General features: G+C 71.5%; 10 protein-coding genes. 6 read left to right on the forward strand and 4 right to left on the reverse strand.

Going from position 1 to position 13420, the window contains the following annotated elements; translation table 11 throughout:
- Positions 1-278 precede the first annotated feature (278 nt).
- From OP04_RS41555 to eccB, 3 genes are all read right to left on the reverse strand, one after another.
- Positions 279-1571: a hypothetical protein gene (locus OP04_RS41555; protein WP_033345518.1), complete on the reverse strand. Its 1293-nt coding sequence runs from the start codon at positions 1569-1571 to the stop codon at positions 279-281.
- Positions 1571-1936: a hypothetical protein gene (locus tag OP04_RS41560; protein WP_033345519.1), complete on the reverse strand. Its 366-nt coding sequence runs from the start codon at positions 1934-1936 to the stop codon at positions 1571-1573. The genes OP04_RS41555 and OP04_RS41560 overlap by 1 nt, the downstream gene beginning before the upstream one ends.
- A gap of 158 nt (positions 1937-2094) precedes the next feature.
- Positions 2095-3519: a type VII secretion protein EccB gene (gene eccB / locus OP04_RS41565; RefSeq protein ID WP_051799878.1), complete on the reverse strand. Its 1425-nt coding sequence runs from the start codon at positions 3517-3519 to the stop codon at positions 2095-2097.
- Between the two features lie 167 nt (positions 3520-3686).
- Here eccB and OP04_RS41570 point away from each other — a divergent pair, with 167 nt between their 5' ends.
- On the forward strand, positions 3687-4883 hold the full coding sequence (locus OP04_RS41570; protein WP_157241073.1) for a type VII secretion protein EccE: 1197 nt from the start codon (positions 3687-3689) through the stop codon (positions 4881-4883).
- Positions 4880-5581, forward strand: coding sequence for a hypothetical protein (locus OP04_RS41575; protein ID WP_051799879.1), 702 nt, complete (start codon positions 4880-4882; stop codon positions 5579-5581). Before OP04_RS41570 ends, OP04_RS41575 begins: the two co-directional genes overlap by 4 nt.
- A 60-nt stretch (positions 5582-5641) precedes the next feature.
- On the opposite strand, the gene eccD is transcribed toward OP04_RS41575, so the two are convergent.
- Positions 5642-7033, reverse strand: a complete 1392-nt coding sequence (eccD, locus tag OP04_RS41580; RefSeq protein ID WP_033345521.1) for a type VII secretion integral membrane protein EccD — start codon at positions 7031-7033, stop codon at positions 5642-5644.
- Between the two features lie 138 nt (positions 7034-7171).
- Here eccD and OP04_RS41585 point away from each other — a divergent pair, with 138 nt between their 5' ends.
- From OP04_RS41585 to OP04_RS41600, 4 genes are all read left to right on the forward strand, one after another.
- Entirely contained in the window at positions 7172-11119 is a 3948-nt protein-coding gene (locus OP04_RS41585) for a type VII secretion protein EccC (protein ID WP_033345522.1), read from the forward strand.
- 224 nt (positions 11120-11343) lie between these two features.
- Positions 11344-11658, forward strand: coding sequence for a WXG100 family type VII secretion target (locus OP04_RS41590; protein ID WP_033345629.1), 315 nt, complete (start codon positions 11344-11346; stop codon positions 11656-11658).
- A 26-nt stretch (positions 11659-11684) separates the two neighbouring features.
- A complete protein-coding gene (locus tag OP04_RS41595; protein WP_033345523.1) occupies positions 11685-11966 on the forward strand; it encodes a WXG100 family type VII secretion target in 282 nt (93 codons plus the stop codon).
- A gap of 87 nt (positions 11967-12053) precedes the next feature.
- Complete coding sequence (locus OP04_RS41600; protein WP_051799880.1) at positions 12054-13409, forward strand: S8 family serine peptidase; 1356 nt, start codon at positions 12054-12056, stop codon at positions 13407-13409.
- The last annotated feature ends 11 nt before the right edge of the window (positions 13410-13420 follow it).

Genomic DNA, 13420 nt, shown 5'->3' on the forward strand with positions numbered 1-13420 from the left:
CCGCGGGCAAACCTCGCCGTCCGCCAAGCCTCCGCTGGCGCTCCGCTTGCCTCCCGGCGTCGGGGTCCGCATGCCGCACCGAGCGTCGGCGGTGACGCGGCCGGCGTCCCACTGTCGTTGAGGGGTACCTCGATCACCGGTGGGCGGGTCCACGAAGCGCGCCCGGTGGGCGGGATCACGAAGCGCGCCCGGTGGGCGGGATCACGAAGCGCGCCCGGTGGGCGGGATCACGAAGCGCGCCCGGCGGTGGGACCGCCGGGCGCGCTCGTGGGCTGCTGTTACCTGCCGCCGAGGACCGGCGGGGGAGCGGAGCCGTCCTGGCCCCACACCATGTCGTCCTCGGTCAGCCAGGTGGTGTGCTCGTCCGCGTCGTCGTCCTGGCCGTTGAGGCCCCGGCCGCCGGCCGCGTTGCGTCCGCCGGCGGCGTTGCGGTTCTGCGCACCGTGCTGGCCGTCCATGCCGGGACCGCCGGCGCCCTGGCGGGGCACGCCGAGCTTGTCCTTGCCGAGACCGCCGGCGCCCGTGCCCTTGCCCGCGCCGGCACCGCCGGTGCCGGGCCGCGCGGCCGAGGACGCGTTCGGCGAGCCGGCGGTGCCGGTGCCGGGACGCGCGCCGCCGGACTGGCCGCCACCGGCGCCGAGGCCGAGCGCGCCGGCCGCGATGCCGCCCGCGCCCGCGGCGAGGCCGCCGAGCGCGAGACCGCCGCCGCCGAAGCCGCTGCCGCCGCCGGAGGTGCCACCGCCGCCGGGCGTGATGCCGCCGATCGTGCCACCGGTGCCGCCCGTGCCGCCGCTGCCACCGGTCACGCCCTCGAGCGACGTCGACGGCGTGTTGCCGGTGGTGCCGCCGCTCTCGCTGTCGTCACCGAGGCCGGGGACCACGGACGGGCTGTCCGGCGCGTTCTTCGTGCCGTCGCCGGTGGACGAGCCGGGGCCGGTGCCGCTGAGGCTGCTCACGCCGTGGGCGCCGGGGCCCCGCGAGTTGCCGGGGCCGTCGTTGTCGACGGAGCCGGGCAGCGTCTTCGGCGGCTCCGGCGGCTCGACCTTGCCGCGGCTCCAGTCCAGCTGGTAGTCGCTGGCGAGACCGGCGATCAGCTCGACCGTGCGCGCCTTCGCCTGCTCCCGCTGCGCCTCGTCGCGGTCGTGGCCCACCAGGCCGCCGACCACGGCGCCGGGCACGCCACCGACGGCCGCACCGGCGGCGATGCCGCCCCAGGTGCTGTCGTTGTCGTCGGTGTCCGCGGGATCGTCGACCTTGTTCTGGGCGGCCTTGAGCTCGGTCGCGAAACCCGCGAGCGAGATCTTGACGTGCCCGGCCTGCCGCGCGTTGCCCTCGGCGAACTCGACGACGGTCTGCACGCGCCGGGTGAACTCGTCGCCCGAGTCGCTGCTCCACTTCTCGTTCAGCGAGGAGAGGTCGCGCGTCAGCGCGGTGTGGATGTCGTCGAGCGTGGACTCGACCGTGGCCCAGTGGTCGCTCGCCGCCGAGACCGAAGGCGGGTCACCCGTCTGGAGCTGCTGGTAGAGCGTCTCGTGGCTCTGGCCCTGGTAGTAGGACGTCAGATCGGACATCAGGCCTTCTCCCGCAGCGGCGCGCCGAGGTCGCCCACGGTCGAGGCGATCTCATTCGCGCTGACCTCGTTGAGCTGCTCGGTCGTGGTGTAGTTCTTCAGGATCTCGGCCGTGGCCGTCTGCGTCGCGACGATCGCGGTCCGCAGGCGGCGCGCGTTGGCGAGATGCAGGGTGTGCAGGTTCGTGTAGCTCGCGCTGATCTGCGCCGCATGGTGGAACGTCCCGATCGGGAGCGTCGGGCTCATGCGGTTGCTCAACACGCTGATCACATGGTCGATCTCGCCCAGGCGCAGTGTGAGCTGCTCCTGGAACTCCTGCAGTGAATCGACGTCTACAGTGGTGCTTGCACCATCAGCCGGACTCATGGCTATCGCCTCCCCGTCTTCAAGCGAAATCCGATCGGCTGGAACTGTCCGGGACGACGGCGACCCACACGCATCGACGAACCACCGCAGCTACCCCGAAGTGCCAGCGTAACCAATGGGTGCACGTCGGCGCACGGGCCGTCTCGCCGGTGTCCGAACTATCCGGATGTCGTCGTGCCTGTCGGAGTGCCGGTCACGGTCTGCTGCGCGTTCAGGTTCTGCAGCGTGGGTCCGGCCGGGATCAGCTCGCCCAGCGCGGGCGGCACGGCCGAGATTGTGGCTCCCTTGTAACCGAGCGCATCCAGCGCGCTACCGCCCTCCGTGCCCAGTGCGTACCTGCGGCCGGTGTCCGTGAGCAGGAACACGGTGCCGCCCGGCGCCGGCTTGCCGTCCGGCTGCGTGTACTGGATCAGCGCGCCGGAACCGCCGGCCACCAGCACCCGGTCCACCGACTCGGTGGCGCTGCCCGGCACGGTGGTGCCGTTGCCGGTCTTCAGCGCGGCCTTCAGCTCGTCGGGGCGGCTCGCGTACAGCTCGACGACGTTCTTACCGGTGCTCACGTCGAAGAAGTTGCAGATCGCGCTGTTGGTGCGCGGCGTCACGGCCTGGCTGAGCTTCGGCATCTCGTCGGGGAAGCCGGCCGGCTCGACCCGGGTGGGGGTCTTCAGCCGCTCCGCCTCCGGCGCGGTGGCCTCCAACTGGTCCCGGCCGTTGATCGTGAGCAGCTTCGCGGTCAGGTTCCCGATCGGGGACAGGCCGGACTGCGTCAGCACGTACGCCTGGTCGCCGACCTGGTACACGTCGCCGATCACGGCGGAGGCGCCGCCCACGTTGCCGCTGTACCGCGAGCCCAGGCCCGGCACCTTCACCAGCGCGAGGTCCGGCCCGGCCGGGATCGCGTTGATCAGCTGCTCGGAGACCTCGACCGACGCGGCGTCGTCCAGGCTGACCGCGGCCGTCTGCGGCACGGCCAGCCGGGTGTTGTTCCACACCAGGTAGAACCGGCTCTTACCGCCGAGGTCCTTGAAGTGGGTCAGGACCGCCTCGTCCCCGAGCGCTCCCGCGCCGCTCGGCGACCGGCCGACCATCAGTGTGCTCACCGGCACGGTGCCGTCGTCGTCGGTGAGATTAGAGCAGATCCGCCAGACGCTCCCGGACAGGTTCTTCGGGTCCGGCAGCGCGTCCGGCGCGTTGAGGATGCCGACGGTGCGACCCCGGGGTATCCCCTTCAGCGACCCGGAGGACACCTTGCGGATCGTAGGGTTCTCCGCGCCGAGGATCAGCCGCGCGGACGCGTAGTTGATGACGGGGAACAGTTGCCCGCCGACGTAGACGTACTTCGCGCCGGTGTCCTTCTCGATCACCAGCGTGTCGTCCGCCAGCGGCGCCTTGTTGTCGGTGAGAAAACCGTAGGCGCCGAAGCCGGCCAGCACGAGCGCGCCGACCATGACGCTGCCGACCAGCGCCAGCCCGAGCCGCCGCATCGGCAGGTCGTTGGACTCGGGCTCGCCGGAGACCAACGCCGATACGATACGGCGGGTGACGAACCGGTACGCCTGAACCTGATCACGCCGGGTACGCATGCACAACCCTCCTGAAACGGTGCAGCGAACGCCACGGGTTCCTGCCGTGTCGCACGCGTCCCTACGATAAGGGTCCGCCGGTAGGGCCGGGGGACCTGCGGTGCTCCGCGGAACCCCGATGACCGGCGGGAAGGCGTTCGCGCGAGGAAGGGCACACGGGGATGACCATGACCGAAACGGGGCGACGGGTCGCGCCACCGCTGCCACCCGAACGGCGGCGCGGACATCTGGGCGGGCTGTCCGTGGCACAGCTGGTCTGCGTCGAGGTGGCCGTCGTGGCCGTGCTCGCGTCGCTCGGCGGGCCGTTCTGGGCGCTGCCCGCGGCCGCGGTCCTGGCCGTGATTCTGCTGGTCCTCGCGTTCGCCCGGCGCAAGAGCCGTTGGTGGTTCGAGCACCGGGTGGTCAACCGCCGGTTCAAGGAGCGCGCCCGCGCCGCCGCATTCCGTCCGGACCGGGAGCTGGCCGCGCTGGCCCCGGACCTGGCCGTGACCGAGATCCGCGAGCGGGGTACGCCGATCGGCGTCGGCCGCGACGAGATGGGCTGGTTCGTCGCCCTTGCCGTCAACGCGGGTAACGATTCGGTGACAGACGCCGGGCTCGGCCTGGACCGGGTCGGCCGCATCCTCGCCGAGTCCGCGCTGCCGGTCTCCGCGCTGCAGGTGGTCTCGCACATCGTCCCGGCGCCCACGTCGTTCCTGGAGCACTCCTCGCCGGCCGTCCAGTCGTACCGTGAGTTGCTCGGTGGCCTGCCGATCCCGGCCGATTCGCGCGTCTGGGTCGCGGCCAGGCTGCGTCCGGCCGACGCGCTCGCCGCCAGCGCCAGCCGCGGCGGCGGGCCGGAGGGCGTGCACAAGGCGCTGGCCGCGCTGCTCGGCCGGATCGGCAAGACGCTGGACAGCGCCGGTTTCGTCTCCCAGCCGCTCACCGCGACCGAGCTCACCGCGGCCGTCGCCACCGTGGCCGGCCTCTCCGGCGCCGCGGTCACCGGCGGCGGCCCCGCCCCGGCCCAGCCGGTGCAGCAGGTCCAGCGGGAGAACTGGGCCGGCTGGCAGGGCACCGAGGCGGTGCACGTCGGTTTCCTCGCCACCCGCGTCTCACCGGCGGGCCTGGCCGTGGCCGCGCGGCGGCTGACCGAGGTCGGCGCGCTCTCCGCGACCGTCGCGGTGGTGCTCAACCGCCAGCAGGACGGCGACCTGCGCATGCAGGCGATCGTCGACGTCGCCGCCCGCGCGGGCAACGCGGCCGAGACGCTCACCGCCGTGGTCGGCGTCTTCCAGCAGAGCGGCATCCAGCTCCGCCGGCTCGACGGACAGCATGCCGCGGCGATCTACGCGACCGCGCCCACGGGAGGAGCGATCGGATGACCCAGTTGCACGCCGTCACCGGACGGTTCAGCACCGAGCCGGACGCGCTCGCGCCGCTCACCACGCCCGTGCCGCGCGGCGGCCTGCTGCTCGGCCGGGACCGCAACGGTGGTCCCGTACCCGTGCAGGTCTTCCGCCCCGAAGGCACGGATGTCGCGCTGGTCGGCAACTGGTGGGCGGCCCGGATCGTGGTCTTCCGCGCGCTCGCGGTCGGCGCACGCGTCGTGGTCAGCTCGCACGCCCCCGACCAGTGGTCGAACCTCGGCCAGTGGGCCACCGGCCGGCCGGACCGGCTGATGCTGGTCAACGGCCTGGCCAATCCCGGCTCGATCCCGTCCGGCACGGCCATCCAGCCGGTGCTGCACGTGGTCGACGTGCACCCGGAGGCGGCCGAGTCCGCGCTGACGCATCCGCTGGAGCCGTGGCAGGCCCGTCTCACCGTGATCCAGCAGCTCGTGCCGGGCGTCGCCACGCTGCTGCGCACCGCGGACCTGGCGGTCGTGCAGCGGCTCAACGCGACCGAGGCCACGGTCGGCGCGGCCCCGCTGCGCCTCACCGGCCGCGACGTGAAGCTCTTCCAGCGGCTCAACGTCGACATGGCGGTGCTGCTCGGGGCCGGGCCCGAGGCGCAGTACTTCTGGTTCACCCCGACCAGCATCGAGCAGCAGTCGCTCGGTGCGGCGCCCCGCCGCGCCTGACGCAACGACGAAGGGCCGGGTACCGCTGGAGCGGTGCCCGGCCCTTCGTGCGAAATGGGTCTATGCGCTGATGGTGGTGATCCAGCCGTAGACGCCGCAGACCCACGCGGCCAGCGGCACCACGGTCAGGATCAGGATGATCTCCCAGATGTCGAGCAGACGGCCCCAGATCGGGGCGATCCGCTTTCCGGCCACCGAGAGGCCGTAGATCAGGCTGATCGCGGCCACGATGATCAGGCCGCCCAGCACCAGGCCGAGACGGGCCGCCCAGCCGCCCCAGCCGAAGACCGCGAACGCGGCGAGGATCAGGCCGCCACCGCCCGCGAGCAGCGAGGGGAGGCGTTCGCGCCGGCTCGGGTACGGCCGGGCGCGCAGCAGCAGGAGCAGCGCGAGCGACAGGCAGAGCAGCACCGCGCCGAGCCGGCCGTCGAACGCGAGCGTGATCTCCGCGCCGAACACGATCGCGGAGACGGTCCAGATGAGCGCGGTCAGATATTCGTCCGCGCGCTCGCTGAGGTCCAGCACCCGGCGCCCGTCGACCGACTCCTCGTCGGCCTTGAGATCCTCCGGACCGGTCGGGATCGACGGGACCGGGACCCGGGCCAGCCGGTACGACATCATCGGCAGCGCCGGGTGGAACGCGAAGACCGCCGCGGCGACGATCGCGGCCGCGGGCGCGGCGCCCAGGTCGAACAGGATGCAGATCCCGGCGCCGAGCGCGAGCGCGACACCGGCCGCGGCCGAGCCCAGGAACAGCGGTGTCGCATAGCCGACCGCGAGCGTGGCGATCACGCCCAGCATCAGCAGCACGGCGGCGCCGAGCAGCACGTGCGGCGCCGAGAGCTGGGCGACCGTGTTGTCGCCGGCGAGCAGCAGCAGGCCGCCGACGGTGCCGAAGACCAGGCTCACGCCGGCCACCAGCGCACCGCTGCGACCGTCGCCCGCCGCGCGGGACAGCAGCGTGGCGGTCAGCATCAGCAGCGCGGCCGAGGCCAGGCCCGCGATGCCGCCGGGCAGCTGCGGCGGGCCGGCGAAGAGCACGCCGACCGCGCCGGCGAGCAGCGCGACCGCCGCGAAGCTGACCGAGAAACGCCTGGTCATCGCCGTGTCCCAGCGGCCCTCGCGCTTCTGCGTGGCGGTGGCGACCGCGTCGACGATGTCGTCGAAGACCACCTCGGGACGTGCGTCGGCGCGCGGCGTGAAATAGAGCATCTCGCCGTCGCGGATCTCCAGCTCGACCGCGGTGCGCGAGCTGTCCAGCGGCCGGCCGCCCAGCCTCGCCAGCGCCCAGCCCCCCTGCGCGGCGCCTTGATCCGCGACTTCCTCACCGGCGTGCTTCAGGACCGTGGGCAACAGATCGGCCAACGGCACGTCGGACGGCAGAGCGAGGTCGAGCCTCGTTCTGGGCGCGACGATCGTGACCCTGCTGCTCCCGCTCACTGTGGCGGCCATGGTTGCCTCCCCGTGGATCCAAGCCACTCACGTTTCGTGAGGAGAGTACCTACGATGACGAACGCTAGGATGCCCACCCGACGCCACCTTCTGTGAAGCGGGCGTCCGACGGGGGAATTTCGGGGAGGCGAGACGCGGATGAGTACGGTGCTGTTCAGGCGGCCACCGCGGCGGCAGGGGCCACAGTTGCCCCGGGGCGAGGTGCTCCTGGAGTCACCGCCCGAGCTGCCGGAGGAGCTGCCCAAGAGCCTCGGACAGTTGATGATGATCCTGCCGATGCTCTGCGGCGTCGGCGCGATGGCGTTCCTCTACGCGGGCCGGCAGGGCGGCGCCATGATGTGGGTCGCCGGCGGCCTGTTCGGCGTGTCGATGCTCGGCATGGCGGCCGGCCAGCTCGGCGGCGGCAACGACAAGGCCGAGCTGAACGCGGACCGGCGCGACTACATGCGCTACCTCGCGCAGGTCCGGAAGCGGACCCGGCGCGCGGCGGAGCAGCAGCGGTCCGCGACCACCTGGAAGCACCCGGAGGCGGACGCGCTCTACTCGTTCGCGGCGTCCCGGCGGATGTGGGAGCGGCGCGTCACCGAGGACGACTTCGGTGAGGCCCGGATCGCGATCGGCCCGCAGCAGCTCGCGGTGCAGATCGTCACGCCGGAGACGAAACCGGTCGAGGATCTCGAGCCGATGGCCGCGATCGCGCTCCGCCGGTTCGTCCGCTCGCACTCGGTCGTGCCCGACCTGCCGATCGCGCTGTCCATCCGCGCGTTCAGCCGGATCGTGCTGCGCGGCGACCGCGAGCCCACGCTCGGCCTGATGCGCGCCGTGCTCGGCCAGCTCAGCACGTTCCACGCGCCGGACGACCTGATGATCGCCGTGGTCGCCGCGCCGGACCGGCAGGCGAGCTGGGACTGGACGAAGTGGCTGCCGCACGCGCAGCACCCGCGGCGCAACGACGCGGCCGGCAGCCGGCGGATGGTGTTCAACACGCTGCTCGCGGCCGAGCAGATGCTGGCGGACGAGCTGGCCAGCCGCCCCCGGTTCAGTCCGGACGCGAAGCCGCTGACCACGTCGCCGCACGTGCTGATCGTGCTGGACGGCGGCGAGGTGTCGGCGAACTGCCAGCTCTACGGGCAGGGCCTGCTCGGCACCACCGTGGTCGACCTCTCCGGCGCGGTGCCGCGGGACGCCGGCCGCTGGCTGCTGTGCCTGGACGTCACGGCCGATTCGGTCGAGGTGTTCCGCGGCAAGTCGAGCACCCACCTGGGCCGGCCGGACCAGCTCAGCCTGGTGCAGGCCGAGGGCCTGGCGCGGCAGCTCTCGCCGTACCGGCTCTCCCAGCAGAGCGCGGCCACGTCCGAGGAGCCGCTGGCCAAGAGCATGGAGCTGCCGGACCTGCTCGGCATCGGCGACGCGGCCGGCGTGGACACCAACCAGACGTGGCGCACCCGCCCGCACCGGGACCGGCTGCGCATCCCACTGGGTCTCGGCCCGGACGGCAACGTGGTCGAGCTGGACTTCAAGGAGTCCGCGCACGAGGGCATGGGCCCGCACGGCCTGATCATCGGCGCGACCGGTTCCGGCAAGTCGGAGCTGCTGCGCACGATCGTGGGCGCGCTCGCGGTCACCCACTCGTCGGCGGAGCTGAACTTCGTCCTCGTCGACTTCAAGGGTGGTGCCACGTTCGCCTCGCTGGACGCGCTGCCGCACACCAGCGCCGTGATCACCAACCTGTCGGACGAGCTTCCGCTGGTCGACCGCATGAAGGACGCGCTCGCCGGTGAGATGGTGCGCCGGCAGGAGGCGCTGCGCGCGGCCGGCAACTACGTCTCCCGGTTCGACTACGAGAAGGCGCGGGCGGCCGGCGAGGAGCTGGAGCCGATGCCCAGCCTCCTGATCATCTGTGACGAGTTCAGCGAGCTGCTGGCCGCGAAGCCGGACTTCATCGACCTGTTCGTCATGATCGGCCGCCTGGGCCGGTCGCTCGGCGTCCACCTGCTGCTCGCGTCGCAGCGGCTGGAGGAGGGCAAGCTGCGCGGTCTGGACACGCACCTGTCGTACCGGATCGGTCTGCGCACGTTCTCCGCGGTGGAGAGCCGGATCGTGCTGGGTGTGCCGGATGCGTACGAGCTGCCCAGCGCGCCCGGTCACGGTTACCTGAAGACGGACACCACCACCATGCTGCGGTTCCGGGCGGCGTACGTGTCCGGGCCGTACAAGGCGCCGGGCCGGGCCGTCCGCTCGCAGGCCGTGGTGCAGCGTCAGATCCTGGAGTACGGCACGGAGTTCATCCCGGTACCCGAGATCAACGAGCAGGTCGTCGTGGTCGACGAGGAGGACGAGGAGACCGGCAAGCAGCAGAGCATGCTCGACGTGCTCATCGACCAGCTGAACGGCCGGGGCCGCGCCGCGCACAAGGTGTGGCTGGAGCCGCTCGGCGTGCCGCCCACGGTGGACCGGATGCTGCCGCCGCTCACGCCGGACCCGGTCTTCGGCCTGTCGCCGGCCGCCTGGCGGAACGCGGCGAAGCTGATGGTCCCGGTCGGCATCGTGGACCGCCCGTTCGAGCAGCGTCGCGACCCGCTCGTGGCCGACCTCTCCGGCGCGGGCGGCAACGTGGTCATCGTCGGTGGCCCGCGGTCCGGCAAGAGCACGATCCTGCGGTCGATGCTGATGTCGCTCGCGGTCACCCACACGCCGCGCGAGGTGCAGTTCATGTGCCTCGACTTCGGCGGTGGCGCGCTGCGCGCGCTGGACGGGTTGCCGCACCTCTCCGGCGTAGCGGGCCGCCGCGACGGCGAGGCGGTCCGCCGGACCGTGGCCGAGGTGACGTCGCTGATCGACGAGCGCGAGGCCCGGTTCACCACGATGGGCATCGACTCGATCAACACCTACCGGCGCCGGCAGGCGAACGGCGAGGTGCCGGACGACCTGTTCGGCGACCTGTTCCTGGTGGTGGACGGCTGGGGCACGCTCCGCGAGGACTACGAGGAGCTGGAGCAGACGATCACCATGCTGGCCCAGCGCGGTCTCGGCTACGGCGTGCACCTGGTGATCACCGCGGCCCGCTGGTCCGAGGTCCGGATCAAGATGCGTGACCTGCTCGGCACGAAGCTGGAGCTGCGCCTCGGTGACCCGAGCGAGTCGGAGATCGACCGCAAGGCCGCGGTGAACGTGCCGGAGCGTACGCCCGGTCGTGGTCTGACCCGGGACAAGCTGCACTTCCTGGCCGCGATCTCCCGGCTGGACGGCAAGCCGCTTCTGGACGACCTGGCCGAGGCCACGACGTCCGCGGTGGAGCAGGTCCGGGCGGCCTGGGCGCACGCGCCGGCGCCGAAGGTGCGGCTGCTACCGCGCATGCTGCCGGTGGCGGAGCTCAACCGGATGGTCGACCCGGCCAAGGCGGGCCTGCCGATCGGCATCAACGAGGCGCACCTGGCCCCGGTGCTGATGGACGCGACCGAGCCGCACATGGTGGTGTTCGGCGACGCGGAGTGCGGCAAGACGAACCTGCTCCGCCTGATCGGCCGCCAGATCATGGAGAAATTCACACCGGCCGAGGCGCGGATCGTCGTCGGCGACTACCGGCGGGCGCTGCTCGGCGCGATCGAGGGCGATCACCTGCTCGACTACTCGCCGTCGAGCGAGGTCTTCGCGAACAACATGAAGCAGATCCGGGGCGCGCTGCAGGCCCGCCTGCCCGGCCCGGACGTGACGTCGCAACAGCTCCGGGACCGGTCCTGGTGGCGGGGTCCGGACCTGTACGTGCTGGTCGACGACTACGACCTGGTGGCGTCCGGCGGCAACAACCCGCTGAGTGCGATCACGGACCTGTTGCCGCAGGCCAGGGACATCGGCCTGCACCTGATCCTGACGCGCCGGATGGGCGGTGCGGCACGGGCCGGGTACGAGCAGGTGCTGCAGCGTCTGCGCGAGCTGGACACCCCGACGCTGCTGATGTCCGGCAACAAGGAGGAGGGTCAGGTTGTCGGAAATCTGCGCCCCAGTCCGCAGCCGCCGGGCCGCGGCATGCTGGTGCGCCGGCGCGACGGACAGAACTTGATCCAAACTGCCTGGACAGAGCCTTAGGAAGACAATTTGCCCCGACGGTGAAGTCCGATAAAAACGTCTGAATTGGACATATCGCCGTCGGGGCCCCGGCCGAGGCTGCAACGACTGGACCAGGTGCGTTACCGTCGTTGCGAAGTGTCCGTCGGTGGGGTTTCAGTACGCCGCCGCGGGGGAGGCGCAGCCGCTGGCTGCACTGAGGCGCAGCGACTGGCTGCACTAGCGACGAAGAAGGGGTGAAGACCATGGCGGGCCCGTTCGAGGTCGATCACGCGACACTGCATACCGCTGCGAACGATGTGCGGTCCACGCGGAGTGAGGTCGACGGCGAGCTGAAGAAGCTCTGGAGCACGGTCGATGATCTGGCCATCGCCTGGCAGGGATCGGCGTCCACCGGCTTCCAGAACCTCATGAACCAGTGGAATCAGGACACCGCGAAGCTCCAGAAGGCACTGGACGACATCGCTGACCTGCTGGACAAGTCGGGCACCACGCACCAGGTGAACGACGAGGAGCAGCAGCAGATGCTGGACAAGTTCCACCAGGTCCTGAACCCGTAAGCAGCGAGAACGTTAGGAGTAACGCGATGAGCGTTGTGAAAGTCGATTACGCGGTTCTGGAAAGTGCCACCCAGCAGATCAACTCGATCTCGAAGAGCATCGACGAGAAGCTGGACACGCTCCGGCAGATGCTGCAGAAGCTCCAGTGGGACGGTGAGGACCGGGTGGCCTACGAGGCTCACCAGGCCGCCTGGGACGCCTCGATCGCGGACATCAACAAGATCCTGAACGACATCGGTGGCGCCGTCGGCGTCGCCAAGGAGAACTACGTCTCCACCGAGATGTCGAACTCCCGCATGTGGGGCTGACCTCTGTGTGAAGGGCCCGGTTCGGTTTCGCCGAGCCGGGCCTTTTCGCGTTACCGCGCGATCTTTCAAGGACGGGGAAGACAACCGATGAAGCTCAGACGCGTCGCCGCGTCGGCGCTGGCCGCGCTGGTGGCCTGCGGAAGCGCGGCCCTGACGGCGCCCGGTGCCGCGCACGCGGCCGCGCCGGTGATCGACGCCGAGGCGTACCAGAAGTGGTACTACGACGACTACCTGAAGGTCCCCCAGCTCCAGAAGGCGGCCGGGAGCAAGGGCAAGGGCATCACGATCGCGGTGATCGACAGCGGCGTGGACGTGAGCCTGCCCGACTTCAAGGGCGCGGATGTGCGGGACGCCGGCGTCTTCGGCGAGACGCGTGCGGACACCGGTGGCCTGAAGGATCTGGACTTCCACGGCACCGCGATCACCAGCATCATCGCCGGCCAGGGCAACGGCCGGAACAACCTGGTCAAGGGCATCGCGCCGGAGGCGACGATCCTGTCCCTCCAGTACGACAACGGCAACCCGCGCGAGGCGGTCCCGGAGGCGATCCGGTTCGCGGTCGACCAGGGTGCGGACGTCATCAACATGTCGTTCACCAGGCAGGACCCGCTCGGCGTCATGACCGCCATCAACCCGGACGAGCGGGCCGCGGTGGCGTACGCGCACAGCAAGGGCGCGGTCGTGGTGGCCGGTTCCGGCAACCTTCAGGAGACCGGCCCGATCATCGGCCCTCCGGCCTCCATCCCCGGCGTCATCGCGGTCTCCGGCCTGAACCAGAAGGGCGAGTTCTGGGACGGCGGCGCCAAGGGCGCGCAGATGGGCATCGCGGCGCCGGGTGTCGACCTGCTCTCCGCCTACCCGTTGTCGATGGGCACCGAGGGCTACGGCAACAGCACCGGCACCAGCGCGGCCACCGCGGTGGTCTCCTCGATCGTCGCGCTGATCAAGGCGAAGCACCCGGACCTGGACCCGGCGAACGTGATCAACCGCCTGACCGCGACCGCGAAGGACAAGGGCGCGCAGGGCCGCGACGACCAGTACGGCTTCGGCGCCATCGACGCGCTGGCCGCGGTCTCCGCGGACGTGCCGTCCGTGTCCGCGAACCCGCTCGGCGACCCGATGGACGGCGCCGAGGCCGCGGCCTCCACGGATCTGAACGAGCCGCCGCTGGTGGACCGGCTGGTCGCCGACTACTGGTGGGTGGGGATCGTCGTGGTCGCGGTGCTGGTGCTGATCGTGGTCCTCGCGGTCTCGTCCAACCGCCGGAAGACCCCGGTCCCGGCCGGCTATCCGCAGCATCCGCAGGGTGGTTACCCGCCGGCCGGCTCCTACCAGCCGCCGCCGTACCAGTCGGCGCCCGGCTATCCCCAGCAGCAGCCGTACTATCCGCCGCCGCAGGGTCAGCAGCCGCCGCCACCTCCGCCTCCGCCGAATTACCGCTGAGAGCCACAAAC

Source organism: Catenuloplanes japonicus (assembly GCF_000717135.1).
Lineage (GTDB): Bacteria > Actinomycetota > Actinomycetes > Mycobacteriales > Micromonosporaceae > Catenuloplanes > Catenuloplanes japonicus.